The organism is Polynucleobacter sp. 31A-FELB (genome assembly GCF_018882405.1).
Taxonomy (GTDB): domain Bacteria; phylum Pseudomonadota; class Gammaproteobacteria; order Burkholderiales; family Burkholderiaceae; genus Polynucleobacter.
In genome coordinates, this window is sequence record NZ_JACVOO010000020.1 from 12,152 (window position 1) to 38,374 (window position 26,223).

General features: G+C 46.9%; 17 protein-coding genes. 13 read left to right on the top strand and 4 right to left on the bottom strand.

Annotated features, from left to right (window positions below; translation table 11 throughout):
- Position 1 precedes the first annotated feature (1 nt).
- From hrpA to xth, 10 genes are all read left to right on the top strand, one after another.
- Positions 2–4,084: an ATP-dependent RNA helicase HrpA gene (gene hrpA, locus ICN30_RS10295; protein ID WP_370626644.1), complete on the top strand. Its 4,083-nt coding sequence runs from the start codon at positions 2–4 to the stop codon at positions 4,082–4,084.
- Positions 4,085–4,144: 60 nt separating this feature from the next.
- Positions 4,145–5,173: a cytochrome D1 domain-containing protein gene (locus ICN30_RS10300; protein ID WP_216275431.1), complete on the top strand. Its 1,029-nt coding sequence runs from the start codon at positions 4,145–4,147 to the stop codon at positions 5,171–5,173.
- An 8-nt stretch (positions 5,174–5,181) separates the two neighbouring features.
- Positions 5,182–5,952 (top strand): polysaccharide deacetylase family protein, encoded by a 771-nt coding sequence (locus ICN30_RS10305; RefSeq protein WP_216275432.1) that lies wholly within the window; start codon positions 5,182–5,184, stop codon positions 5,950–5,952.
- Positions 5,953–5,967: 15 nt separating this feature from the next.
- Complete coding sequence (locus tag ICN30_RS10310; RefSeq protein WP_216275434.1) at positions 5,968–6,945, top strand: sterol desaturase family protein; 978 nt, start codon at positions 5,968–5,970, stop codon at positions 6,943–6,945.
- Positions 6,946–6,980: 35 nt separating this feature from the next.
- Entirely contained in the window at positions 6,981–7,850 is an 870-nt protein-coding gene (locus tag ICN30_RS10315; protein WP_216275436.1) for an EI24 domain-containing protein, read from the top strand.
- On the top strand, positions 7,843–8,706 hold the full coding sequence (locus tag ICN30_RS10320; RefSeq protein ID WP_216275438.1) for a molybdopterin-binding protein: 864 nt from the start codon (positions 7,843–7,845) through the stop codon (positions 8,704–8,706). The genes ICN30_RS10315 and ICN30_RS10320 overlap by 8 nt, the downstream gene beginning before the upstream one ends.
- Before the next feature lie 197 nt (positions 8,707–8,903).
- Positions 8,904–10,319: a type I glutamate--ammonia ligase gene (gene glnA / locus ICN30_RS10325; RefSeq protein WP_216275440.1), complete on the top strand. Its 1,416-nt coding sequence runs from the start codon at positions 8,904–8,906 to the stop codon at positions 10,317–10,319.
- An 11-nt stretch (positions 10,320–10,330) separates the two neighbouring features.
- A complete protein-coding gene (gene glnL, locus ICN30_RS10330) occupies positions 10,331–11,467 on the top strand; it encodes a nitrogen regulation protein NR(II) (protein ID WP_216275442.1) in 1,137 nt (378 codons plus the stop codon).
- A complete protein-coding gene (gene ntrC / locus ICN30_RS10335; protein ID WP_216275444.1) occupies positions 11,464–12,915 on the top strand; it encodes a nitrogen regulation protein NR(I) in 1,452 nt (483 codons plus the stop codon). Before glnL ends, ntrC begins: the two co-directional genes overlap by 4 nt.
- Positions 12,908–13,753, top strand: a complete 846-nt coding sequence (xth, locus tag ICN30_RS10340) for an exodeoxyribonuclease III (RefSeq protein WP_216275446.1) — start codon at positions 12,908–12,910, stop codon at positions 13,751–13,753. Before ntrC ends, xth begins: the two co-directional genes overlap by 8 nt.
- A 9-nt stretch (positions 13,754–13,762) precedes the next feature.
- Here xth and ICN30_RS10345 read toward each other — a convergent pair whose 3' ends face one another.
- The 4 genes from ICN30_RS10345 to ICN30_RS10360 all read right to left on the bottom strand — a co-directional run bounded on the left by ICN30_RS10345 (position 13,763) and on the right by ICN30_RS10360 (position 20,027).
- A complete protein-coding gene (locus tag ICN30_RS10345; RefSeq protein WP_216275448.1) occupies positions 13,763–15,895 on the bottom strand; it encodes a M3 family metallopeptidase in 2,133 nt (710 codons plus the stop codon).
- Positions 15,896–15,963: 68 nt separating this feature from the next.
- Positions 15,964–16,824 (bottom strand): bifunctional methylenetetrahydrofolate dehydrogenase/methenyltetrahydrofolate cyclohydrolase FolD, encoded by an 861-nt coding sequence (gene folD / locus ICN30_RS10350; protein WP_216275450.1) that lies wholly within the window; start codon positions 16,822–16,824, stop codon positions 15,964–15,966.
- A 7-nt stretch (positions 16,825–16,831) separates the two neighbouring features.
- Positions 16,832–17,479: a response regulator transcription factor gene (locus ICN30_RS10355; RefSeq protein ID WP_216275452.1), complete on the bottom strand. Its 648-nt coding sequence runs from the start codon at positions 17,477–17,479 to the stop codon at positions 16,832–16,834.
- 37 nt (positions 17,480–17,516) lie between these two features.
- Positions 17,517–20,027 (bottom strand): PAS domain S-box protein, encoded by a 2,511-nt coding sequence (locus ICN30_RS10360; protein ID WP_216275455.1) that lies wholly within the window; start codon positions 20,025–20,027, stop codon positions 17,517–17,519.
- A 203-nt stretch (positions 20,028–20,230) separates the two neighbouring features.
- On the opposite strand from ICN30_RS10360, the gene aceE reads away from it, so the two are divergent.
- From aceE to lpdA, 3 genes are read left to right on the top strand one after another with little or no spacing between them, the layout of a single operon-like run.
- Positions 20,231–22,927, top strand: coding sequence for a pyruvate dehydrogenase (acetyl-transferring), homodimeric type (aceE, locus tag ICN30_RS10365; RefSeq protein ID WP_216275457.1), 2,697 nt, complete (start codon positions 20,231–20,233; stop codon positions 22,925–22,927).
- Positions 22,928–22,942: 15 nt separating this feature from the next.
- Positions 22,943–24,250, top strand: coding sequence for a dihydrolipoyllysine-residue acetyltransferase (aceF, locus tag ICN30_RS10370; RefSeq protein WP_216275459.1), 1,308 nt, complete (start codon positions 22,943–22,945; stop codon positions 24,248–24,250).
- A 9-nt stretch (positions 24,251–24,259) separates the two neighbouring features.
- Positions 24,260–26,050, top strand: a complete 1,791-nt coding sequence (lpdA, locus tag ICN30_RS10375) for a dihydrolipoyl dehydrogenase (protein ID WP_216275461.1) — start codon at positions 24,260–24,262, stop codon at positions 26,048–26,050.
- The last annotated feature ends 173 nt before the right edge of the window (positions 26,051–26,223 follow it).

Genomic DNA, 26,223 nt, shown 5'->3' on the forward strand with positions numbered 1-26,223 from the left:
GGTGCAAGAGCCTATAAACCAACAAAAACCCAAAGCAAGCCCTGCGACTGTGCCTGCTTCCAACACCTCGCGACGGCTAGAAATTCGCTTTCCGGAGGAGCTGCCGGTTTCAGGCCAGCGCCAAATCATTAAAGATGCCTTGAGCTCGCATCAGGTCGTGATCGTCTGTGGCGAGACTGGCTCAGGCAAAACAACCCAATTACCGAAGATCTGTTTGGACCTTGGTAGGGGCACTATCAACGGCGGCCGCCTAATTGGGCATACACAGCCTCGCCGTATTGCTGCGACAGCTACAGCGAAGCGTATAGCCCAGGAGCTGGGCACTCCCATCGGCCAAGACGTTGGTTATCAAGTGCGCTTTGCCGACAAGACCAGTCAAGGCGCCTCTATCAAGTTAATGACTGATGGCATCCTGCTGGCCGAGACCCAGAGAGATCCCCAGCTTCGTGCCTATGACACCCTCATCATCGATGAGGCTCATGAGCGTAGCCTCAATATTGATTTTCTATTGGGCTATCTGCGTCAGTTGTTGCCTAAGCGTCCTGATCTCAAGCTCATCATCACCTCAGCGACTATCGACGCTAAGCGTTTCTCAGATCATTTCGCCATCAACGGCAAGTCGGCACCTGTCATTGAGGTGAGCGGCCGACTTTTTCCGGTAGAGCAGCGTTACGAGCCACTAGAGCCTGATACGAAGCCAGATGGAAAAAAAGAGTCCAAAGAAGCTAAAGAAATTCCAGATGCAGTAGCGGAAGCAATTGCCAATGTCTGGCGAGAGGGGGCTTCAGGCGCTGGCGATGTCTTGGTGTTTCTGCCAGGGGAGCGAGAGATTCGGGATTGTGCTGAAGCGCTACGCAAAGATCACGTCCTTCAGCAACGTTTTCATCCAGAAATACTGAGTCTCTTTGCCCGCCAATCCGTTGCCGAACAAGAGCGCGTCTTTAATCCTGGCAATGGTCGACGCATCATCTTGACTACTAACGTAGCCGAGACCTCATTAACAGTACCCAATATTCGATATGTTGTCGACAGCGGTTTGGCGCGCGTCAAACGCTATTCTTATCGCAATAAGGTAGAGCAGCTCCAGATCGAGCCAATATCTCAGGCTGCAGCGAATCAAAGAGCAGGTCGTTGCGGTCGTGTATCCGATGGTATTTGCATTCGTTTGTATAGCGAACAAGACTATTTAAATCGCCCTAAATTTACCGATCCAGAAATTCTGCGCAGCTCGTTAGCGGCTGTATTGCTTCGCATGAGTTCTTTGCGCTTACCCCGCATTCAAGAATTCCCATTCATTGATAAGCCTTTAGGTCGTGCGATTGCCGATGGTGTGCAATTGCTAGACGAGCTGGGCGCCATTATTTATGACGAAGATTCTGCAGGCGACAACAAGGATATTAATAACAGCTTCAAGTTAACCCCTACAGGTAAGCAACTAGCAGATCTTCCGCTAGACCCCCGAATTGGTCGCATGCTCTTGGCTGCTAAAGAGCAGAACGCATTACGTGAAGTCACTATCATCGCTTCAGCCTTGGCCACGCAAGATCCCCGTGATCGTCCGATGGATCAGGCTGCTGCGGCGGATCAAGCGCACTTACAGTTTGCTGATGAGCGCTCTGAATTCTTAAGCTTTGTGAAGCTTTGGGATTGGTATCAAGATGCGCTAAAGCACAAGCATAGCAATCGCCAATTAGAGAACTTATGCCGTAGTAAATTTTTATCCCCAAGACGTATGCGAGAGTGGCGAGATGTTCATGGCCAACTCCATACGATGTTGGGCGAAAAGGGTTGGAAAGAAAATCCCTCAGCCGCTACTTACGAACAAGTTCACCTATCTTTATTAACAGGCTTATTGGGGTATGTTGCCAAAAAAGAAGAGGATGAAAAATCCCAAGAGCGCGGTAGTAAGACTGGTGGATATGTTGGTGCGCGCGGTATTCGTCCATTTATTTGGCCGGGCTCAACTATTGGTAAGAAGGCCGGTGCTTGGATCTTGGCAGGCGAGCTGCAAGAAACCAATCGCATGTATGCCCGTACGATTGCCAAGATTGAGCCTCAATGGGTTGAGAAGGTGGCGGCTCACCGCCTGGTTAAATCCCTGAGCGATCCTTTTTGGGATAGTCGTCAAGGTGAAGTCATGGCATTTGAGCGGGGCACTTTGTATGGCTTGCCGATTTATCACGGTCGTCGAGTTCGTTATGAGTCGCACAATCCAGAAGAGGCTCGCGAGTTATTTATTAAGCAAGCTTTGGTGCAGGAAGAAATGTTCGGTCGCATGGATACTCCCGCATTAATGAGGGAGACTGAGGCTGACGCTAGAAAAAAATACCCGGGTAGTTTTGAATTCTTCTGGCATAACCGCAGGCTGATTAAAGAAATTGAGGCATTAGAACATCGCTCTAGGCGCCCTGATGTCTTGGTAGATGATGATCTCCTATTCGCTTTCTATAACTCACGTATTCCGAAAGATGTCCTCAGTAGAGATGGTATGAGAGCTTGGCTCAAGAAGGCAGCCAAGAGCGAGGGTGCTAATGAAGAGAGCGCCGACAGTCTCTTGCGTTTAGCCAAAGCAGATTTAATGCGCCATGAAGCCGCCGGTATTACGGTAGATCGCTACCCTAAAAAAATGATTGTTGGTGGTAGTGAGTTAAGCTTGACTTATCACTTTGAACCTGGCAGCCCTAAAGACGGGGTCACCCTGGTTGTTCCCTTGACGCTATTGAATCAGGTGGATGGTCGCCGCTGTGAGTGGCTGGTACCGGGTATGTGCGAAGAAAAGATTCACCTACTTCTTAAATCTCTTCCCCAGAAATTACGTCGTCACTGTGTGCCGCTACCGGAGTATGCAAAATCGTTCTTAGAGCGCATGCTGGCAGACAAACAGTTTGGGGTCGGCGACTTTTTAGATAGCCTGATCACGGATATTCGTAAAGAGCGTGGCTTGGAAATTAAGCGGACTGATTTCAGACCAGAGTCCTTACCACTGCATTCATCTATGAATTTCCGCCTAGTGGATGAGCATGGCCGCCAATTAGAGCTTGAGCGCAATTTATCCCGATTACGAGCTGAGTATGGAGAAACTGCCCGAACTGCGTTTCAGGCAATAGCCCAACAAGCGGTGCAGGAGGAGCTAGGCGGCGAAGTTCCAGCAACCACTCCAACTGCCTCCGTCAAAACAACTCAGAGCGCTAATAACGCTGCAGTAAAAAATGTCGAGCAGGGCGGTTACCGCAGCTGGGACTTTGGTGAGCTGCCTGAAACCCTGGAGATTCAAAAAGGTAACCGTACTTTATTTGGTTATCCCGCTCTAGTAGATCGCACAGAGTCATGTGATCTTGAGGTCTTCGATGATTTGCTTGAAGCTAGAAAACATCACTGGCAAGGATTGCGCAGATTGTTTGCCTTATCCAATAAAGACACGCTTAAGGCATTACAAAAACAACTGCCCGGAATTCGGGAGCTTGGTTTACTGTTTATTAATGTCGGTTCAGTAGATGGCTTGATTGAGCAAATTCTCAATCTTGCTCTAGAGCGTGCTTTTATGAATGATCCACTCCCAGTGAATGCTGAGCAATTTGCCGAACGCCTACAGGCAGGTAAGCCACGTTTGGCTCTGATTGCGCAAGAGATTTCAAAGCACGCTTTGGCAGCTCTTCAGGCTCACGCAGATCTTCAAAAGAAACTAGCCCAGGCCAAAGCTGCCTCAGCTGCTGCATATACGGACATTCAAACACAAGTTCAGGGCCTGATATTTCCCAAGTTTGTATCCGATACCCCTTATGTGCAGTTGGTGCATTTCCCGCGCTATCTCAAGGCGATTGCAATGCGTATCGATAAGTTGCGTGCCAATCCTAGTCGAGATGCGCAGTGTCAGAAAGACTGGGAGTCTGTTGCTCGGCCATGGCAAAAGCTGGTTCAAGGAAGCCGTGGTTCTGCAAACTATGCCATGTCTGAGGACCAGGCTTTGACGGATTTTCGCTGGCAACTTGAGGAGTTGAGGGTCGCCCTCTACGCTCAGGAATTAAAGACTCCAACCCCAATGTCTTTAAAACGCCTAGAAAAGGTCCTGGCCAGCTTGCGTTAGGTCAAGTCGATCCTTGGCTAAGGGCACAGTCTAGGGCATCGATTGCTTACAATGTAAGTTATGCATACTTATCTCAGAAAAGCCAAATTTGGCACTATTTCAGCCTTGACTGCATTTACCCTGATCGGGTTTCAGAATGTCGCCCTTGCGCAAGCTCCAGCAGCAACTGACTCTAAAGGCGAGCCCAAATTAGCAGTCGTGTTGAACTCTGGGGAAGCAACAGTCAGCTTGATCGATATGCCAAGTCGCAAAGTGATTAAGACTGTGCCGGTTGGTAAAGAGCCCCATCACTTGATGATGACTCCAGATCAAAAGACGCTACTGATTGCAAATGCTGCAGGTAATGATGTTGTCTTAATGAATCCCACCACCGGTGAGTTGACTGGCAAGATTCCTGACATCATTGATCCCTACCAAATTGGCTATTCGCCGAACCATAAGTGGTTTGTTGCAAACGGTAATCGCTTGGATAGGGTGGATGTCTATCACGCTCAAGGTGCAGACCTGAAGTTAGCCAAGTCGATTAAGTTAGGCAAGACGCCAAGTCACGTTGCATTTACAGCGGATAGCAAGATTGCATTTATTACCCTACAAGATTCCAATGAGTTAGCGGCAATTGATTTAGATACCCAGACTGTGCTTTGGAAAATGACGACAGGTAAAGTGCCTGCTGGCGTTTGGATGACTCCTGGAGACCAATATTTATTGGTTGGTATTACTGGTGAAGATAATGTTCAGGTGATTGACTGGAAGAATCGTAAAGAAGTAAAACGAATTCTCACCGCGAAGGGCGCTCATAACTTCCGTCCCTTGGGCGATAAAAAGCATGTGTTCGTCAGCAACCGCATTGCATCCACTATCAGCATGATCAATATGCAGACTTTGGAGAAGGTGGGTGATATTACTGGTTTGCCTGCAGGTCCGGATGATATGGAGATCACGCCTGATGGAAAAACGATGTGGGTCACATTCCGCTTTTCCAAAAAGGCAGGGGTGATTGACATCCCAACAATGAAACTAGTGACTGTGATTCCTGTCGGTAAATCTCCGCATGGTGTTTTCTTTACCCCGCGTGCTGGTTGGGAATAATTTAGGTAATGCTTCTCAAAGCCTCGTTAACAAGATATGCGGCACTTCTAGCTCTAGCGTTTTTTACATCGCTTGGGTTTGCGCAAGAGCCGCATTGTAAAAAAACGATTTACCTTACTTTTGATACCGGCAATATGTCCGTAGCTCAGACGGTTGCGGATATCTTGAATCGGCAAAAAATCAAAGCCACTTTTTTTCTGGCAAATGAAAAAACCAGTCGCGGCGATTTCTCTTTAGACGATTCTTGGAAATCTTTTTGGCAGGATCGCGTTCGGGAAGGCCATCATTTTGGTAGTCATACCTATGACCATCTGTACTTTGTCAAAGATGGTCCCAGCGGAGAGATCTTTGCAAAGCCACAGTTTGGCTCCAAGGCTGGGGTGATAAGTCTGTATAACGAAGCAAGCTATTGCCGAGAAATCAGGCGGGTAGATGAGCGATTCAATGAGCTAACTGGTAGCAATATCCAAAAAATTTGGCGTGCACCCGGCGGTAAGACCTCGCCTCGTTCTATTAGAATGGGTAGTCAATGCGGTTACCAACACTTTGGCTGGAGTCCTGCCGGTTTTCTGGGGGATGAGTTGAGCTCACATACCCACCCCAATCAGGTGCTTCTAGATAAAGCGAGCAGTCAGCTGCAAGATGGTGATATCACTATGGCCCATCTGGGTATTTGGTCGCGCAAAGACCCTTGGGCGCCAGCCGTCTTAGAACAACTAATTGTAAATTTAAAGGCTCGAGGCTTCTGTTTTGCAACCCTGCCAAAACAGGATAAATAAGTCACAATTGGATATATGGATTCCAATCCTTTAATAGCCGCCATCTCATCAGCCTACGCTAGCACTCAAGAATTCTTGTTTGCTAATGTAGCGGGACCCATTCTGTATCAGTTCGACCTGATGTCTATGGCAGAAGATGTCTTTGATGGTATTGATTGGTTTTTATTTGGTTGCATTCAGATCTTGCTAATTGCTGTCATCCTACGTACTTGGGAAAGATTTTCTCCGGCAGAGAGGCAGGAGCGTTTTGCCACAAGTTCTAAGGCAGATGTTTTTTACACCTTATTTCATCGACTGGGTATTTTTCACGGCTTGATCTTTCTCGCCTTATCGGGATTTTTCTTTCAGATTGACTCCGTTCTGCATGACTTCCGGTTTGGCAGACTCAATGTAGAGTCATGGTGGCCACCCGTAACATCTATTCCCTTGATCAGCTTTTGCATTTACTTTGTATTGCTAGACCTAGTTGAGTATCTATATCACCGGGCTTCACATACTTTCAATTGGTGGTGGCAATTACATGCCTTGCATCACAGTCAAACCGTCATGACCGCTTGGTCTGATGATCGAAACCATATTCTCGATAGCATCTTGCATGCAGTCGTGTTTGCTTTCTTTGCATTGCTTTTTGGAGTATCTCCGAGCCAGTTTATTTTGCTGGTGGTATTAAGTCAGTTTATTCAGAGCTGGCAACACGCTAACCTGAAGATTCATCTCGGCGCTTTTAAATACCTATTGGTATCGCCGATGTATCACCGGATGCACCATGCGGTAGGTTATGGCCATGAGGCCAAAGGTAAACCAGGTGTTTTGGGTGGTTGTAATTTTGGTGTCTTGTTTCCGTGGTGGGACATGCTCTTCAATACTGCGATCTTCCCAAAGGAAGTTCATCCTACTGGAGTTCGGGATTTGACTATTTCACACAATGTATTGCAACAGCAGTGGCAAGGTCTGCTGCATTCAGTACGGGAAATTTTCCCTAAGACGAAGTAAATAAATAGCAGTTCACTCGCTAGCAATGGAAATCTATGGATAGCATGCAGCAGGTATTTAAGTCTTTTGGCTTAGCTTTAGTTGGCACGATGCATCCCAAAATGCTGTGGTTAAGCCTGCGCCCATTTTTAATCGTTTCTGTTTTATGGGGCTGCTTAATTTGGCTAACTTGGACTCCAGCATTGGAAATGCTGAGCATCTTTCTAACAACATCCATTTTCACTAGCTGGATTCAGGATGGATTGATTTGGGCTGGATTTGAAAATGCGCGTGCCTGGATTGCGCCACTCTTTTTTGTCATGCTGCTCATCCCGTTAATCTCGATCAGCTTATTGGTTTTCATTGCTTTTACTACTGTCCCAACGATTGTCAAAGTAGTTACTAGGCAACATGCCTACAAAGATATTGAACGAAAAAAGGGTGGTGGCTTGTTTGGTAGTTTTGTTTACACGATCTGGTCTGCCCTGATCTGCTTGGCATTGGTGATGTTGACTCTGCCGGTATGGTGGATTCCACCATTGGTGGCTGTTTTGCCGCCATTGCTCTGGGGCTGGTTAACCATGCGTTTAATGTCTTATGACGTGCTGGCTCAGCATGCTACTTCGCAAGAGCGCGATACGCTATTGCATCAACACCGCTGGCCACTGCTAGCTATGGGAATAGTTTCAGGAATGCTCGGCGCCGTACCCACTTTTTTCTGGGCAACCTCAGCATTGGCTTTGGTGCTGTTTCCCGTTGTGAGTTTTGTGGCTCTTTGGATTTACTCTTTGATCTTTGTATTTGCTGCGTTGTGGTTCACGCACTATTTACTGGAGGCATTAAAAGAGTTGCGTAGAAATGAGTTGGATCAATCTTTAAATATTGAAGCACGTGTAATTGATATGGAGCTACCGTACAATGGTTGAGGCATCAAAACAGGTTAGCATTGATGTGCCCGAGCTTAAGGCGCGTCGCTTTGGTTTAATTGTGATTGGTGATGAGATTCTGTCGGGTCGTCGTCAAGATAAACACCTCAGCAAACTCATTGAGCTCCTGAATGAACGCGGCTTGAGTCTATCTTGGGCGAAGTATGTCGCTGACGATCCTGAGCAAATTACTGCAACCCTCAAGGATAGCTTTGCAAGCGGTGATGTTGTTTTCAGTACCGGTGGTATTGGCGCCACTCCTGATGACCATACTCGGCAGTGTGCTGCTTTGGCGCTGGGTACCAAAACTGAGCTGCATCCAGCTGCGCAAGAATTGATTGCTGGGCGTATTCAGTCTATGGCAGAAGGGGATCCTATTAAAGCGGATCTCAACACTCCTGAAAACCAGCATCGCTTCAAGATGGGTGAGTTCCCGATTGGTAGCGACATCATCCCCAATCCCTACAACCAGATTCCTGGCTTTTGCATTCGAGAGCACTTCTTTGTACCTGGTTTTCCAGTTATGGCTGCCCCGATGATGGCTTGGTGTCTTGACACCCACTATCAAATCCTATTTCATCGTGAAAACTGGGCAGAGCAGAGCTTTATTGTTCCCAAAGGTATTGAGTCAACCTTAACGCCTTTAATGGAGCGTATTGAAGCCACATTCCCAGGCGTGAAGGTCTTTAGCCTTCCGTCTGTTGGTGACGCCTCTAAGGGTGGTGTTTATGCCGAACGTCATATCGAGTTGGGCATTAAAGGCAATGCAAACTTGCTCGATAGTGCCTGGATTGCTTTGCGCACAGGCACTGAGGCTCTGGGTTATGCAATTCATGATATTTCTAAACCTGAGTAAGCACTAATTTGGTGCAAATATAGTAATTTTTAGGTTTTTGAGGGGTATTTGAGCACTTAATTAGTGCAATAATGACTATTCCCGTTTGTTTGCTTCAGTAAATTAGATACATCCCAAGGGCATATTTGATGCCTGGAATAAACAAGGGTGTACACCTTAGGTTTGTATTCCGAATTTAGTTAATAGAGGAGATTTGCATGACGAAGACCGTCGCTGATGTGATGAAGTTAGTTAAAGAGAAAGAATGTACTTTCGTTGATTTTCGCTTTGTAGATACAAAGGGTAAAGAGCAACACACAACAGTACCTATTTCCCATTTTGACGAAGACAAATTTGAGAGCGGTCATGCATTTGACGGTTCATCTATTGCTGGTTGGAAGGGTATTGAAGCTTCCGACATGTTGTTGATGCCTGATCCAACAGCTTGCTACATCGACCCATTCTATGAAGAGCCAACATTGGTAATCACATGTGATGTGATCGAGCCTTCAGATGGTAAAGGTTACGACCGTGACCCACGTTCGATTGCGAAGCGTGCTGAGTCTTATTTGAAAAGCACTGGCCTAGGCGATACAGCTTACTTCGGTCCAGAGCCAGAATTCTTTATTTTTGACGGCGTCCGTTGGGGTGCTGACATGCAGGGTTGTTTCGTTAAGGTAGATTCTGAAGAGGCTCCATGGTCTTCAGCTGCTGAAATCGAAGGTGGTAATACTGGTCACCGCCCAGGCAAAAAAGGCGGCTACTTTCCAGTTGCTCCAGTAGATACATTCCAGGACATGCGTTCTGAAATGTGTTTGATCCTCGAATCTTTAGGTATTCCTGTCGAAGTACATCACCATGAAGTTGCTGGTCAAGGCCAAAACGAATTGGGTACTAAGTTCAGCACATTAGTTGAGCGGGCTGACTGGACTATCTGGCAGAAGTACGTTGTTCAAAACGTTGCGCACGCATACGGCAAGACAGCCACATTCATGCCTAAGCCTATCGTTGGCGACAACGGTTCAGGTATGCACGTTCACCAATCTATTTGGAAAAACGGCGAGAACTTGTTTGCTGGTAACGGCTATGCAGGTTTGTCAGAATTCGCATTGTTCTACATTGGCGGCATCATCAAGCACGCTAAAGCATTGAATGCGATTACTAACCCAGGTACAAACTCATACAAGCGTTTGGTTCCAGGCTTTGAGGCTCCAGTGAAGTTGGCGTACTCTGCACGCAACCGTTCTGCTTCGATTCGTATTCCACACGTTTCAAGCCCTAAGGGTCGTCGTATCGAGACTCGCTTCCCAGATCCATTGGCTAACCCATACCTCTGCTTCTCAGCATTGATGATGGCAGGTTTGGATGGTGTTCAGAACAAGATTCATCCAGGTGAAGCCGCTGACAAGAACTTGTATGACTTGCCACCAGAAGAAGATGCAAAGATCCCAACCGTTTGTGCAAGCTTGGAAGAAGCATTAGAAGCCTTGAACAAAGACCGCGAGTTCTTGACTCGTGGTGGTGTCTTTACAGACTCTATGATCGACGCATATATCGCTTTGAAGATGGAAGATGTCACACGTTTCCGTATGACTACTCATCCTATCGAATTCGATATGTACTACTCCCTGTAAGCGAAGGAGAAATGTTGAGCGCAGGTCTGTTGCGCAATTCGTTCAAAGGGGCAGCTTCGGCTGCTCCTTTTTTTCCGACATTGCTTGATCAGATGCCCAATGCCGTCGTGGTATTTGAGGCTGATACCCAACAATTGGTTTATGTGAACCCAGCTGCAGAGTCTGCACTGGACCTTTCACGAAAATCTCTTGAGGGTCAGTCTGTGCACAATCTATTTGGAGAGAATGTCTCAATTAAGCGCATGATCGAAGAGGTCAAAGCAGGGCATGTATCTGCTCAACGTCAAGAGATGGTATTGCATTCATTACCGGGCAGTATTCATCAAGAGTCGATCCCTGCGCACGTGGTCGTTGCCAGTTTTGAGGATCCAACTCTGATCATGATGGAATGGTTTCCGATTGATCAGCAGTTACGAAGTGAGCGCGACGAACGCGTCACTCAGCAAGTCGAGGCTAATAAGCAGCTTATGCGTAACTTAGCGCATGAAATTAAGAATCCTTTGGGTGGCATTCGAGGTGCCGCTCAATTGCTGGAGTTTGAACTGCCAGAAAAAGGCTTGCGCGAATACACCCAAGTCATTATTAAAGAATCAGATCGTCTACAGAACTTGGTGGATAGATTGCTCGCCCCTCATCGCAAGGCGCATGCTATGGAGTCTTTTAATGTCCATGAGGCATTGGAGCGCGTTCGTAGCTTGGTCTTAGCGGAGTTCCCAAAAGGTTTGAAGATTATTCGCAACTATGACACCAGCCTGCCTGAAGTGCTCGGTGATCGTGAGCAGTTGATTCAGGCGGTCTTAAATATTGCCCACAATGCTGCTCAAGCACTCTCAGAAGAAATACATCAAGGTATTGCCCAAATTGAATTGAAGACGAGGGTAGCTCGCTCTGTAACCATTTCGAAACATCGCTACAAGATGGCCATGGACTTACATGTAATTGATAACGGGCCTGGTATTCCGGAAGATATCCGTGAGCGTATTTTCTTCCCTCTAGTTTCTGGCAGGGATGGTGGCAGTGGGCTTGGCCTCACTCTGGCGCAAACTTTTGTACAGCAGCATCAAGGCTTCATTGCCTGTGACAGCCGTCCTGGACGGACTGATTTCCATATTCAAATTCCTTACCGTAGGCAGGAGAAAGCATTATGAAACCCGTTTGGATCGTGGACGATGACCAATCTATTCGTTGGGTGCTTGAGAAAGCCCTTACTCGTGAAAATATTCCTCATAAGAGTTTCTCCAATCCGAATGACGTACTCGATGCGCTCGAGAAGGATGCTCCGCAAGTATTGATTTCTGATATTCGCATGCCTCGTGGCAATGGCTTGGATCTTTTGCAAAACGTAAAAGAAAGCCATCCGATGCTTCCAGTCATCATCATGACGGCATACTCGGATTTGGATTCGGCAGTTTCATCCTTCCAAGGCGGTGCATTTGAATATCTGACTAAGCCGTTTGATATTGATAAAGCGGTAGAGTTGATTCGTCGTGCCATGGAGCAGAGTGAGCGCAATCAATCTGGTAATAAAGAGATGAATGGTTGGAGACAGGATTCAACCGAAATTATTGGCCAAGCTCCTGCAATGCAGGAAGTTTTCAGAGCGATTGGTCGCTTGGCTCAGTCTCACTCAACAGTCTTGATTACTGGTGAATCTGGTACTGGCAAAGAGTTGGTTGCCCAAGCATTGCATAAACACAGCCCTCGAGCTAAGGGCCCATTTGTGGCTTTTAGTACTGCGGCAGTGCCTAAGGATTTATTAGAGTCTGAGTTATTTGGTCATGAGCGTGGAGCATTTCCTGGTGCATTAACTTTGCGTCGCGGACGTTTTGAGCAGGCTGATGGCGGAACCTTATTTTTGGATGAGATCGGAGATATTCCTTTTGATCTGCAAACTCGTTTATTGCGCGCATTAACCGACGGACATTTTTATCGCGTTGGTGGGCAAGACCCCATCAAGGCAAATGTCCGCATCATTGCTTCAACACACCAAAACTTAGAAGCCCGTGTCGCTGCTGGTGCTTTCCGCGAAGATTTATTGCACCGCTTAAATGTCATTCGTTTACGGATGCCAGCCTTGCGCGAACGTGCTGAAGATATTCCAGTTCTGGCACGCCATTTCATGCTGTCTTGCGCTAAATCTTTAGGTGTAGAACCTAAAAAACTATCGGATGATGTCTTAAAAGAAATCAGTGTCATGCCATTTCCAGGCAACGTGCGCCAATTAGAAAACCTCTGCCATTGGTTAACAGTAATGACACCATCTAATGTGATTGGGGTAAGTGATTTACCCGCGGACATTCTGGCGGAAGCTAGTGAGCAACCAGTTTTATTGCAAGGTGAATCAAACCCATCCGCTCCAGTTGTCGTTAGAGGCGCCTCTGTAGATTGGGAAGGCGGTTTAGGTCGACTAGCCGTCAAAATGCTTCAAGATGGCGACACAGAAGTGTATGACGTTCTATGTTCTAAGTTTGAAAAAGCAGTGCTGCAAGCAGCCCTAGAGGTCACTCGTGGAAGACGTGTTGAGGCAGCTCAGCGCCTTGGTATTGGCCGCAATACGATTACTCGGAAATTGCAGGAGCTAGGCATTGATGGCTGATTCGATTCGAATAGCGGCCTGGAACGTTAATTCACTGAAGGTTCGTTTACCTCACGTACTCAAGTGGCTGCAGGATCAAGAAAGGGCCAAGAAGCCTATTGATGCGCTATGTCTTCAAGAATTAAAACTAACGGATGATAAGTATCCGCACAAAGAGCTAGAGGAGGCGGGGTACATTAGTATTGCTGCCGGACAAAAGACCTATAACGGCGTGGCCATTATTGTTCGCAAAGCTGCACTAGCGCCGATTGCCACGGATCATGAAACAACTTTTTTAAAGCCAGTCAGAAATATTCCTGGAAATACGGATGAGCAGCAACGCATCTTGGCCGCCACAGTGTGCTTTAAGGGTATGCAGCCTATTCGCCTGGTGTCGGCATATTTCCCCAATGGACAATCGCCCGATAGCGATAAATTTCAATACAAGTTGGGATGGCTCTTAGCGCTTGAAGATTGGTTAAAAGAAGAGCTGACTCTAAATAGTCGCTTAGCACTCTTGGGCGACTTTAATATCGCGCCTACAGATGATGATGTGCATGATCCGTCAAAGTGGATTGGCCAGAATCTCGTATCCCCTCAAGAGCGAGAAGCCTTTCAGAAACTGCTCAGTTTGGGTCTAACGGATTCATTCCGAATGTTTGAGCAAGCGCCTAAATCATTTAGCTGGTGGGATTACCGCATGATGGGCTTCAGAAGAAACGCCGGCATGCGGATTGATCACATTCTCCTGAGTGATGCACTCAAGGAAAAATGCAGTGCGAGTGTAATTGACAAAGAGCCTCGCACTTGGGAGCAGCCTTCAGATCACGCCCCAGTGATCGCTGAAATCAACGCTTAGATCGCTGCCTTATTGGGTCACTAAGCCACCATGGCGAAGTAGGGCATCAATGCTTGGCTCCCGACCTCTAAATGCTTTAAAGGACTCAGCAGCGGGGCGGCTACCACCCACCTCTAGAATTTCGGTCCGATAGCGCTTGCCTGTCTCAACGTCAAGGATGCTGCCTGTTAGCTTGGCTGACTCCTCAAAGGCGGCATAAACGTCGGCCGAAAGTACTTCAGCCCATTTATAGCTGTAATAACCGGCAGCATAGCCGCCTGCAAAAATGTGACTAAAGGTATTGATCCAACGGGAGAGAGCTGGCTGAGGTATGACATTGAATTGATCTGCAATGCTCCTAGAGAGATCCAGCACAGCTTGTCCCTGAGCATTCTTGGGATCAAGGCTCGAGTGAAGGCGCCAATCGGTTAATGACATCACGACTTGGCGTAGCGTCATGTAACCGTTTTGGAAATTCTTCGCAGCGAGCATTTTGTTGAATAATTCCTTTGGAAGTGCCTTGCCAGTTTCAGCGTGAGCAGTCATCTTTTCCAAGACTTCCCATTCCCAGCAGAAGTTTTCCATAAACTGGCTTGGCAATTCGACGGCATCCCATTCGACGCCATTAATGCCGGATACGCCCAAAGCACTTACTTGCGTTAAGAGGTGATGCAAACCATGACCACTTTCATGGAAAAGGGTGATGACATCATCATGGGTGATGGTTGGTTGTCGTAGTACGCCATCTACTTTTACTGGCGGTGCAAAGTTGCATACTAAATACGCTACCGGGACTTGAATTTCACCATTTGGTAGTACTCGACGACCACGCGCATCATCCATCCAGGCGCCACCGCGCTTGCCAGGTCTAGCATATGGGTCCAGGTAAAAATACGCAACGATCCGGTTCTCAGCATTTTTAACTGAGAAGGATTGAACATCTGCATGCCATGTTGGAAGATCAGAACTCTCAATTTTCACGCCAAACAAAGTTTGAATGACGCCAAATAAGCCTTCCAATACTTTAGGTAAGGGGAAATATTGCTTCAGCTCATTTTCAGAAAATGCATAGCGCTCTTGCTTTAATCTTTCTGATGCAAAAGCAATATCCCATGGTTCCAATCCATCGGCAATGGCGAGTTCAGATTTGGCGAATGCTGAAAGCTCTTGCCAGTCCTTTAGGGCAAAGGGTTTTGCTTTCTGTGCAAAGTTGGTCAGGAAGACATCAACTTCCTCAACATCATTTGCCATCTTTGGAGCCAAACTTAGGGCTGCATAATTTTTAAATCCCAGCATGACCGCTTCTTCATCACGCAGTTTCAGCTGCTCGAGCATATTCTGGGTATTGTCCCAATCTATTTTTCCTTGAGCGTACTCGGGAGCCAATTCAGAAGCTCGCGTTACATAGGCTTCATACATGAGGCGGCGCAGAGACCGGTTCTCAGAGTACTGCATCACTGGATAATAGGATGGGAAATGCAATGAGAATGCCCAGCCTTGAAGCTTCTTCTGTTGGGCAAGATCAGCAGCTGCAGCGATCACATCTTCTGGCAAACCCTTTAAACCTGCTTCATCTGTAACGATATGCACGAAGCTATCCGTTGCATCCAAAACATGGTCAGAGAATGCTTTGCCTAACAATGCTTGCTCATCCTGAATCGCGGCGAAGCGGGGCTTTTGTGTATCAGCTAGCTCTGCACCGCCAAGACGAAAATCTCTTAATGAGTTTTCTATTACTTTTTTCTGGGCTGTTGATAGCTTTGCGTAACCAGGGCTTTGACTAAGTTCTTTGAACTTTTGATACAGCGCTATATTCTGACCCAGGCTAGAAAAAAATGCGGTTACCTTGGGCATCATCTCGCCGTAGGCTGCTCTGAGCTCTGGAGTATCTGCCACACTATTCAAGTGAGAGATCACTCCCCACGATCTGCTAAGTGCTTCAGTTGCATCTTCAAGTGGCTCAAGTAAGTCATCCCAGCTTGCTGGAGTGCTTGGATCGACTGCATGAGTTACCGCCTTTTCTGCTTGATTTAATAAAAAATCAATCGCAGGCTCAATGTCTGAAGGTTTTACCTCGGAGTAGGTGCATATGCCTCTTCCGAATGAAATCAGAGGATTCTTTTGGAGTTCAGCAGAAGGCTTTAAAAGTGTTGATGTAGTCATCCCTATAGCTTAATGGACGATGCTAACTTTTGCTATTTAGACATCGATAGCCGACCAGATGGAAAGGGCTAGTTAGACGGCTTAGCTGCTTTTTCTGCTGCTTCCAGGGTATTCATGAGCAGCATCGTAATAGTCATCGGGCCTACACCACCTGGTACAGGGGTAATCCAGCCAGCAACATATTGAGCGGCATCAAAATCCACGTCGCCACAAAGCTTGCCATCAGGCATGCGATTGATACCAACGTCAATTACAACTGCGCCATTTTTCACCATATCGCCGGTAATCATTTTGGGTTTACCGGTAGCGACTACCAAAATGTCTGCATCTTTAGTATGGTGCGCTAAGTCACGAGTCTTGCTATTGCAAATCGTCACGGTAGCGCCAGCTTGCAATAAGAGCATTGCCATCGGCTTACCAACAATATTCGATGCACCTACGATCACTGCTCGCGCGCCGCGAATGGGGTATTCAATACTCTCTAGGATCTTCATGCAGCCATACGGCGTGCAGGGTTTGAATTCAGGCTGACCAACCATTAAGGCGCCAGCGTTAGCTACGTGAAAGCCATCTACATCTTTTTCTGGAGCAATTGCCTCTAGAACGCGCTCAGCCGCAATATGCTCAGGAAGAGGGAGTTGAACCAAGATTCCATGAATGGCAGGGTCGGCATTTAGTGTTGCAATGCGAGCGAGTAATTCCTCTTCACCTAACTCAGCCGAGTAGCGCTCGAGCACAGAATGAAAACCAACATCTTCACAGGCTTTTACTTTATTTCTGACATAAACCTGACTGGCAGGATTTTCGCCAACAACAAAAACGGCTAAACCGGGTCTAACGCCTTTAGCGGTGACGATAGCTCCACGCGCTGCAATCTCAGTGCGTAATTTTTTAGATAGGGCGACGCCGTCGAGTAACTGTGCAGGCATGGGGGAATTAATTGGGTTGTGGGTCTGAGAGCGCTAAGCGGAGCAAGTCTGCAACGGTATTCACGTTGAGCTTTTCCATAATGTTGGCGCGGTGAGCCTCTACAGTTTTAATGGAGATACCGAGATCATCCGCAATCTGCTTATTCAAGCGGCCCGCAACAATGCGCTCAAGCACTTGGCGCTCACGGCCAGTCAATTTGCTCAAGAGGCTTTGAGTAATCTTGCGTTGGCTGGCTTGTGAGTAATCAATACGCGCTTTAGCAAGCATACGATCTACCAAACCACAGAGATCATTTTCTTTAAATGGTTTTTCAATGAAATCTACTGCGCCACGCTTCATAGTGGAGACTGCCATTGAAACATCACCGTGACCCGTGATGAAGGCAACTGGCATTGGCAGATTTTCACTAATTAAACGTTCTTGTAATTCAAGACCGGACATCCCTGACATACGGACATCCAAGATAGCGCATGAGATAGTAGATTTATCTGTGCTTTGCAGTGACTGCAAGAATCGTTCTGCGCTTGCATGGCAGCGAACAACATAACCATTGCTTTCTAGCAACCAGGTGAGGGAATCGCGGACTGCTTCGTCGTCATCCACAACATAAACCACTTCAGCTTGATTGGGTTTGGTGGCGGCACTCATGTTCATATTAGGTCTCGCAGATAAATCTAAAAAAATGCATTAATCAACTTTTCCCCTCGGAGCCTGGGGCATCAAGGGGTAATAGTATTGTAAAGGTGCAGCCCGACAGCTTTGTATGTTCTGCATCCATGTGATTTTTTGCCCAAAGACGACCCTGATGGGATTCAATAACGGACCGGCAAATATTCAAACCCATGCCCATACCATCGTTTTTGGTGCTAAAAAAGGGCTCAAACATGCGTTCAATGACGGATTCTGCGATTCCAGCGCCAGTATCGGTCACCTGAATACGAAGCATGGCTGGGAAGGTGCTGGTATCCAAATCAGCCGCAATCCGAACTGGAGGGGCTGACCAACGCGAAGAAAGGGGGTAAACCTCTCTCAAGCTATCAAGGGAATTCTTTAGAAGATTAACCAATACCTGCAGAATTAAGACTGGATCAACATCGACCATTGGAAGATTTTCAGCAATTTCAGTGGCGATGCTGAGTCGATGGCGATGCGCCTCGATCTCGACGAGGCCAACCGCATCATTAATAATTTCACTGATATCGCATGATTTGCGTTGAGGCTCGCTGCGCTTCACAAATCCTTTGATACGTTGAATGATGGTGCCGGCTCTATGCGCTTGATCAGAGGCCTTTTCCAAAGCAGGAAGAATATCTTTCTGGGTGACGGGATCTAGGTGACCTTGTAAACGTTTTGCTACACCCATGCAATAGTTGGAGATAGCTGCAAGCGGTTGATTTAATTCATGGGCCAATGAAGAGGCCATTTCACCCATCGTAGTTAAGCGGCTTGAAAATTGCATGCGCTCTTCTTGTTGGCGCGCCAAATCATCCGCTTCGATACGAATCGTAATATCGGTGGCAATCAGCAATTGCGCTAAATGCCCATCAACCCAGGGTACGAAACGTCTGCGAACTTCATACCATTTTGAAGTTCCCTTTGTTTCATCTAGCAGTTGAATTTCTTCCGACTCTGTTTCTTGATAAAGAGAAGAGGGTGGGGCACCCTCAGAAAGAGCTTGCAAGATATTTTGCTTGATATCGCCACCAGCTAAATCAAAATGCCCTTTAGCGGTATCGCCAAATCGTTCACGATAAAAGCGATTTGCAAAGAGTAATTCACCAGTCTCATTGGAGACTACCGATACTGCAGCATCCAGACCTTCTAAAACGGTAATGAAGCGTTCTTGTGAGGCGGCTAATTCTTCGCGAATTTTCTTTGGCTCAGAAATATCAATTAATGAAGTTACCCAGCCTGTTTGCTTACCCTTTTCATTAATCAAAGGTGAGATAAAGGTGCGAGTTTGAATGATCGAGCCATTGCGGTGGAGAATTGATCCTTCGATACCAAGCTTTTTTTCCTGGCTAAGCGCCAGCTTGAGTGCTTGGTTCATTTTCTCGGTGAGCTCAGTCTTTTGCCCTTCAGGCCAGAAGGCAAAGGGTGGGCTGAGTCCAATGAGTTCTTCCGCTGACCAGCCAGTCATCTCGCAAAAGGCCGGATTGACGTAGGTGATCGTCCTATTCATATCGTGCGCACGAATTCCCACTGGAGTGGAATTTTCCATTGCGCTACGGAAGTTAGTTTCTGCACGTAGGTTCGCTTCGGCTTCTTGCCGAACTTGCATCTGCTTTAGAACTGACCACAGACTCCAGATCACGAATGCGCTCAAACCTAGCACTACGCCGATCAACATTCTGAATGTCAGATTCGTAGCTGGTGGATAGGTATCAATACGCAAACTAATATTTGGACTGAGCACCCCTATGTCAAGACTGGTTTGATTACTAAATGCACGCTTGGGCGTATTTTTGTCTGATGAAATCGCTAAGACCTTGTCATCATCCGTAATTAGGGTGAATCGATACTGGCCTTTGAGTTCGCCAGGGATCATTTCTAGAATGCCCTGGGTTGTATATAAGACGGCAACCATGCCTTTAATTTCATTTCCAGAAATTTGCGGCACCGTTTGCCAAAATACATTCCGAATTTCTTTAGCAATTAACTCATCATTTGGAACCTCGAGCGCAATGAACTGACTGAATGCCGGTCTATTGGTAGCAGTGCTGAGTTCTAGTGTTTTTCTCAGTGCTTGATTAATGACGCCTGCGTTATTAACTTTATTAAACCAATCGGTTTTTAAGTTGTCCGGTGGAATTCTCCATTGGCGCTGGTTTGCTTCGTTAATCCAAACGATCTGAGCAATTTCATGATTACTTTGGAGAAGATTCTCGGCCTGAAGAATCGCGTTATCTTTTAGTTTTGCAGTATCTCCGGCCCCGACATAATCGCGACCGATTGATTGCAGTACATCGGTATTGTTTGCAAAGCGCAATTGGATTCGTTGCTTTGCAAAAGAGAGCTCTCTAAATAGTGCCGCCTCCTGCTGACTCTTTTCCTGAAGTTGTAGGGTGCCCATAATCACACCCATTACTACGGTAAATAGAACAATTGCTATTAATGGTGTGTAGACAAGCTTAAAACCCCGTATTCGACGGAGCCATTTCACAGGCTTGAGTTGCCAGATTGAAAACGCAATTTTTTTCATGTAATCCGCTTATTTTGCCTTATGGATTGCTTTCTACATGCAATTTGGCTGGATTCATATTTCTGATTGCGATGCAACAAAATACCACATAGTGAGAAATACTATCATTATGTGGAAAATTGCTTGTTTACACCCATAGACCTTCCTAGAATATTGTCTATAGAGTGAATAAATAAGACCGATGTGAATAATGGAGGCAGTTTATGGCAGCAGTTCCAGATCAAATTTTGGGTAGCGCAGGTAAGCAGGACGCGGATCCAGGTGAAACCCAAGAGTGGTTACAGGCGCTAGATGGCGTTATTCGGAATGAGGGTCCTGAGCGGGCTGCATATCTTATTGACCAGCAAATATCTCATGCACGAGTCAATGGGGTTAATCAACCGTTTCATGCTGAAACTCCTTACATCAATACGATTCCAGTAGAGCAGCAAGCACGCCTGCCTGGCGATCAAAACGTTGAGCATCGGATTCGATCCTATACACGTTGGAACGCAATGGCTATGGTTCTGCGTGCCAACAAAGATACCAACGTGGGCGGACATATTTCTTCATTCCAGTCTGCAGCTACGTTATATGACGTTGGCTTTAACCATTTTTGGCATGCACCATCTCCAGAGCATGGTGGCGACCTGATATTTGTTCAGGGACACTCGGCACCAGGTGTTTATGCACGTGCTTACATGCTTGGCCGTTTATCCGAAGATCAACTTAACAATTTCCGTCAAGAAGTTGGCGGCAAGGGCATCTCTAGCTACCCACATCCTTGGTTGATGCCAGATTTCTGGCAATTCCCGACAGTGTCTATGGGCCTTGGCCCAATCATGGCTATTTATCAAGCGCGATTTATGCGCTACATGCAGGACCGCGGATTTATTAAAGCAGAAGGTCGCAAAGTTTGGGCCTTCCTCGGTGACGGTGAGACTGATGAGCCAGAATCACTTGGCGCTATTGGTATGGCTGGTCGTGAAAAATTAGATAACCTCATTTTTGTCGTCAACTGTAACTTGCAACGCCTTGATGGTCCTGTGCGCGGTAATGGCAAGATCATTCAGGAGCTCGAAGGCGAGTTCCGCGGCGCTGGTTGGAACGTCATTAAGGTTGTTTGGGGCGGTCATTGGGACGCCTTGTTTGCACGTGACAAAAAAGGCATCTTGATGCAGCGTCTTGGTGAAATCGTCGATGGTGAATACCAGACCATGAAGGCCAAGAACGGTTCCTATGTGCGTGAAATCGTATTCAACACTCCCGAATTAAAGTCTTTAGTAAGCGACTGGAGTGATGAGGAAATCTGGCAGCTCAATCGCGGCGGTCATGATCCTCATAAAGTATTTGCTGCTTTCCATTCAGCTGTGAATCACAAGAATCAACCTACAGTTATTTTGGCCCACACTATTAAGGGTTACGGTATGGGTGGTTCAGGTGAGGCGATGAATATTGCCCACCAAGCTAAAAAGATGAACGCGGATGACGTACGTCGTTTCCGTGATCGTTTTGAGATCCCAGTGAAAGATGAGCAACTCGATGAAATGCCTTTGGTGAAATTTGCTGAAGGTAGTGCCGAGCTTGAGTACATGAAAGCTCGTCGCCAAGAGTTAGGCGGCTATTTGCCACAGCGCCGTATGAAAGCTGAGAGCTTGCCAGTTCCAGCTTTAGATGTATTTGCACCTTTGCTGGAGGCAACTTCAGAAGGTCGTGAGATCTCTACAACAATGGCTTTCGTTCGCATCCTCAATACGATTGTGCGCGATAAGGTTTTAGGTAAGAGGGTGGTTCCAATTGTTCCCGATGAATCACGTACCTTTGGTATGGAAGGCATGTTCCGCCAATTAGGTATTTGGAATCAATTGGGTCAGCTCTATACCCCAGAAGATCATGATCAACTGATGTTCTATAAAGAGGATAAGACTGGTCAGATTTTGCAAGAAGGCATTAATGAAGCGGGTGGTATGTGCGACTGGATCGCTGCTGCAACTTCATACTCAACTCATGGCGTGCCGATGTTGCCTTTCTACATCTTCTATTCCATGTTTGGTTTCCAGCGTATTGGCGATCTCTGCTGGGCTGCTGGCGATATGCGTAGCCGCGGTTTCTTATTGGGCGGTACTGCCGGTAGAACAACTCTGAATGGTGAAGGCCTTCAGCATGAAGATGGCCACAGCCAAGTATGGAGTGCTGCTATTCCAAACTGCATTAGCTATGACCCTTCATTCTCATTTGAAGTTGCTGTGGTGATTCAGGATGGTATGCGTCGCATGCTAGCTGAACAAGAAGATGTCTATTACTACATCACTTTGATGAATGAAAACTATGCTCACCCAGCAATGCCAAAGGGTGCTGAGCAAGACATCATTAAAGGTATGTACAAACTCAAATCCGTTGGTGATGCCAATGCAAAATTGCGCGTTCAACTGTTAGGTTCAGGAACCATTTTCCGTGAAGTAATTGAAGCTGCTGAGATCTTGCATAAAGACTGGGGTATTGCTTCTGATTTGTGGGGTTGCCCAAGCTTTACTGAGTTGGGTCGCGATTGGACTGCGGTTCATCGCAATAACCTTCTTAACCCAACAGCAGCACCAACTTTGTCTCATGTGGAGAAGTGCCTTAAAGATACTGTCGGACCAGTGATTGCTGCTACTGACTATGTTCGTTTGTTTGCCGAGCAAATTCGTCCAGCAATTCAGCATATGGGTCGTCGTTTCGAAGTGTTGGGCACCGATGGTTTTGGTCGCTCCGATACCCGCGAAAAATTACGCGACTTCTTTGAAGTAGATCGTCGCTGGGTTGTATTAACAGCGCTACGTTCATTAGTGGATGCTGGTCAGCTTGATCGTCAAAAACTAGCCGAGGCGATTAAGAAATACGAAATCGACATCACTAAACCAAACCCAATGATGGTTTGATCAGAGACAGATACTATGAGCCAACTAATTGATATTAAAGTCCCGGATATTGGGGATTACACAGATGTGCCTGTTATCGAAGTATTGGTAAAAGCCGGTGATCGCGTTGAAAAAGAGCAATCTATTGTTGTTCTAGAATCAGACAAGGCAACTATGGACGTTCCATCATCACACTCCGGTGTGGTGAAGGAAGTCAAAGTTAAAGTAGGCGACTCGATTTCAGAAGGTGCCATTGTTTTGGTGCTTGAAGAAAGTGGTGAGGCAGCAGCTCCAGTTGCCTCACAAACTGCACCAGCTCCCGCGGCGGTGAAGGTTGAATCAGCCCCAGCTCCAAAAGTAGAGCCGCCAATTGTGCGTGCACCTGCACCACCTCCCGTTAGTAATACTCCTGTTGAGGTTGATCCAACGGCAAGTCATGCAAGTCCTTCTGTGCGTAAATTTGCTCGTGAACTTGGTGTTGCTGTTCATCAAGTCAAAGGCTCTGGACCAAAAGGCAGAATTACTCAGGAAGACGTGCAGGCCTTTGTAAAGGCTGCAATGAGTGGTGGGGCCGGTAGTGCATCCAATGCTTCCGGTGGAAGTTTGGGTGGATTGAATCTCATTCCTTGGCCTAAGGTTGACTTCTCTAAATTTGGAGAGACTGAGCGTCAGCCACTTAATCGTATTAAGAAATTGACTGCAGCAAACTTAGGCCGCAATTGGGTCATGATTCCTGCAGTGACTTATCACGAAGATGCGGACATTACTGATCTCGAGGCATTTAGGGTTCTCACCAACAAAGAGAATGAAAAGCAGGGCCTCAAAATCACTATGTTGGCTTTCTTGATGAAGGCTGCTGTGGCTGCGCTTAAGAAGTTCCCTGAGTTCAATAGTTCTATCGATGGTGATGACTTGGTATTGAAGAAGTATTTCAATATCGCATTTGCCGCAGATACGCCAAATGGTTTAGTGGTGCCAGTAATTCGCGATGCAGATAAAAAAGGTATCTTTGAACTTGCTCGCGAAACTTCCGAATTGGCTGCGCTTGCACGAGATGGAAAATTAAAGCCAGACCAAATGCAGGGTGCTAGTTTCACCATTTCCTCACTGGGTGGCATTGGTGGTACGTATTTCTCACCCATTGTGAATGCACCTGAAGTCGCAATCTTGGGTGTAAGCAAAGCTGCTATGAAGCCTGTTTGGGATGGCAAGCAATTTGTCCCGCGCTTAATTTGCCCATTGTCATTGAGCGCTGATCATCGTGTAATTGATGGTGCTTTAGCAACACGCTTCAATGTCTATATCGCTCAGCTAATGTCCGACTTCCGTCGCGCAGCGCTATAAGGAGAAGACATGGCTAAGCAAATTATTCTCGTACCAGATATTGGTGATTATTCAGATGTACCGGTTATTGAGGTACTCATCAAGGTAGGCGATGTCATTGAAAAAGAGCAGCCCTTACTTGTGCTGGAATCTGATAAAGCTACGATGGAAGTTCCAGCTGACTCTGCAGGAACTATTCTAAGTATTTCCGTTAAGGCTGGTGACAAGGTTAGCAAGGGTAGTGCGGTTGCAGAAATTGAAGTGGGGGTAGCGGCTGCACCTCAGGCTTCTACACCTGCAGCAAGCCCATCTCCTGCGCCTGCTCCAGCGGCCACTCCTGTAAGCAGCACTCCTATCGCTGGTCAATATAGCGGTAAGGTTGATCATGAGTGTGAAGTACTTGTCTTAGGTGCAGGCCCAGGCGGCTATAGCGCTGCATTCCGAAGTGCGGACTTGGGTATGAGCACCATCTTGGTAGAGCGTTACTCCACTTTGGGTGGTGTGTGCTTAAACGTGGGTTGCATCCCATCAAAAGCATTACTTCATACGACCTCCGTGATGGATGAAGTGAAGACAATGTCTAAACATGGCATTAGTTATGGCGCTCCAAAAATTGAAATTGATCAACTGCGTGGGTATAAAGATTCTGTTATTGCTAAGTTGACAGGTGGATTGGCTGGCATGGCCAAAGCACGTAAGGTGACTGTTGTTCGTGGCCTAGGCCATTTCTTAGATGCGAATCACGTTGAGGTTGAGTTAACCAAGGGTGATGGCCAGGATTTAGCTGGTCAAAAAGAAGTAGTGCGCTTTCAGAAAGCAATCATTGCGGCAGGTAGTCAGCCAGTGAAATTACCTTTCTTGCCAGAGGATCCGCGCATTGTCGATAGCACTGGCGCTTTATTGCTCAAGAGCATTCCAAAGCGCATGTTAGTTATTGGTGGCGGCATTATTGGTTTGGAGATGGCCACTGTCTACAGCACCCTAGGTTCGCGTATTGATATCGCTGAAATGATGGATGGCTTGATGGCAGGCGCAGACCGTGATTTAGAAAAGGTCTGGGAGAAATTTAACGCCGGCCGTTTTGAAAAGATCATGCTCAAGACTCGCGCCTCTAAGGCTGAAGTTAAGGCCGATGGTATTCAAGTGAGTTTTGAGGGCGAGAGCGCTCCTTCGGATCCGCAAACATACGACTTGGTATTGGTTGCAGTAGGGCGCACGCCTAATGGCAAAAAGATTGATGCATCTGCTGCAGGAGTTATCGTGGATGAGCGCGGCTTTATCCCGGTCGATAATCAAATGCGCACTAATGTGAACAACATTTTTGCTATTGGAGATATCGTTGGTCAACCTATGCTTGCTCACAAGGCAGTGCATGAAGGTCACGTTGCGGCTGAAGTTGCGGCTGGTGAAAAATCCTACTTTGATGCCAAGCAGATTCCATCCGTAGCGTATACCGACCCTGAAGTGGCTTGGGCTGGCTTGACTGAAGAGCAATGCAAAGCTAAAGGCATTGCTTATGAGAAGGGTTTATTCCCTTGGGCTGCTAGCGGCAGGGCGATTGCTAACGGTCGTGATGAAGGTTTCACCAAGCTTATTTTTGATGCTACAAGTAAGCGCATTATTGGTGGCGGTATTGTAGGCACCCATGCTGGCGACTTAATTGGTGAAGTGTGTCTTGCAATTGAGATGGGTGCTGATGCTGTAGATATCGGCAAAACCGTTCATCCGCATCCAACCCTAGGTGAGTCAGTTGGCTTGGCTGCTGAGGCTGCTCTTGGCCACTGTACTGATTTACCGCCGGTAAAAAAGAAGGCGCATTAAACCTCGCATCTTTACTAGCTTGTTTGACAAGAAAAAGCCCCGAGAGATGAACTGACCCACAAAAGTTGGACACCCAATCCAACCAAAAGGGGTCAGCTTCATGAGCAAACACAGTGCGCAGTTCAAGCTAAAAGTAGTTAATGATTATCTAGGGGGTGGAGGCTACCTGAGGG

Excerpts from the sequence above, each read along its gene's own strand:
- ICN30_RS10300 (WP_216275431.1), top strand. The coding sequence starts at position 4,145 with ATGCATACTTATCTCAGAAAAGCCAAATTTGGCACTATTTCAGCCTTG.
- ICN30_RS10305 (WP_216275432.1), top strand. The coding sequence starts at position 5,182 with ATGCTTCTCAAAGCCTCGTTAACAAGATATGCGGCACTTCTAGCTCTA.
- ICN30_RS10310 (WP_216275434.1), top strand. The coding sequence starts at position 5,968 with ATGGATTCCAATCCTTTAATAGCCGCCATCTCATCAGCCTACGCTAGC.
- ICN30_RS10315 (WP_216275436.1), top strand. The coding sequence starts at position 6,981 with ATGGATAGCATGCAGCAGGTATTTAAGTCTTTTGGCTTAGCTTTAGTT.
- ICN30_RS10320 (WP_216275438.1), top strand. The coding sequence starts at position 7,843 with ATGGTTGAGGCATCAAAACAGGTTAGCATTGATGTGCCCGAGCTTAAG.
- glnA (WP_216275440.1), top strand. The coding sequence starts at position 8,904 with ATGACGAAGACCGTCGCTGATGTGATGAAGTTAGTTAAAGAGAAAGAA.
- glnL (WP_216275442.1), top strand. The coding sequence starts at position 10,331 with ATGTTGAGCGCAGGTCTGTTGCGCAATTCGTTCAAAGGGGCAGCTTCG.
- ntrC (WP_216275444.1), top strand. The coding sequence starts at position 11,464 with ATGAAACCCGTTTGGATCGTGGACGATGACCAATCTATTCGTTGGGTG.
- xth (WP_216275446.1), top strand. The coding sequence starts at position 12,908 with ATGGCTGATTCGATTCGAATAGCGGCCTGGAACGTTAATTCACTGAAG.
- ICN30_RS10345 (WP_216275448.1), bottom strand. The coding sequence starts at position 15,895 with ATGACTACATCAACACTTTTAAAGCCTTCTGCTGAACTCCAAAAGAAT.
- folD (WP_216275450.1), bottom strand. The coding sequence starts at position 16,824 with ATGCCTGCACAGTTACTCGACGGCGTCGCCCTATCTAAAAAATTACGC.
- ICN30_RS10355 (WP_216275452.1), bottom strand. The coding sequence starts at position 17,479 with ATGAACATGAGTGCCGCCACCAAACCCAATCAAGCTGAAGTGGTTTAT.
- ICN30_RS10360 (WP_216275455.1), bottom strand. The coding sequence starts at position 20,027 with ATGAAAAAAATTGCGTTTTCAATCTGGCAACTCAAGCCTGTGAAATGG.
- aceE (WP_216275457.1), top strand. The coding sequence starts at position 20,231 with ATGGCAGCAGTTCCAGATCAAATTTTGGGTAGCGCAGGTAAGCAGGAC.
- aceF (WP_216275459.1), top strand. The coding sequence starts at position 22,943 with ATGAGCCAACTAATTGATATTAAAGTCCCGGATATTGGGGATTACACA.
- lpdA (WP_216275461.1), top strand. The coding sequence starts at position 24,260 with ATGGCTAAGCAAATTATTCTCGTACCAGATATTGGTGATTATTCAGAT.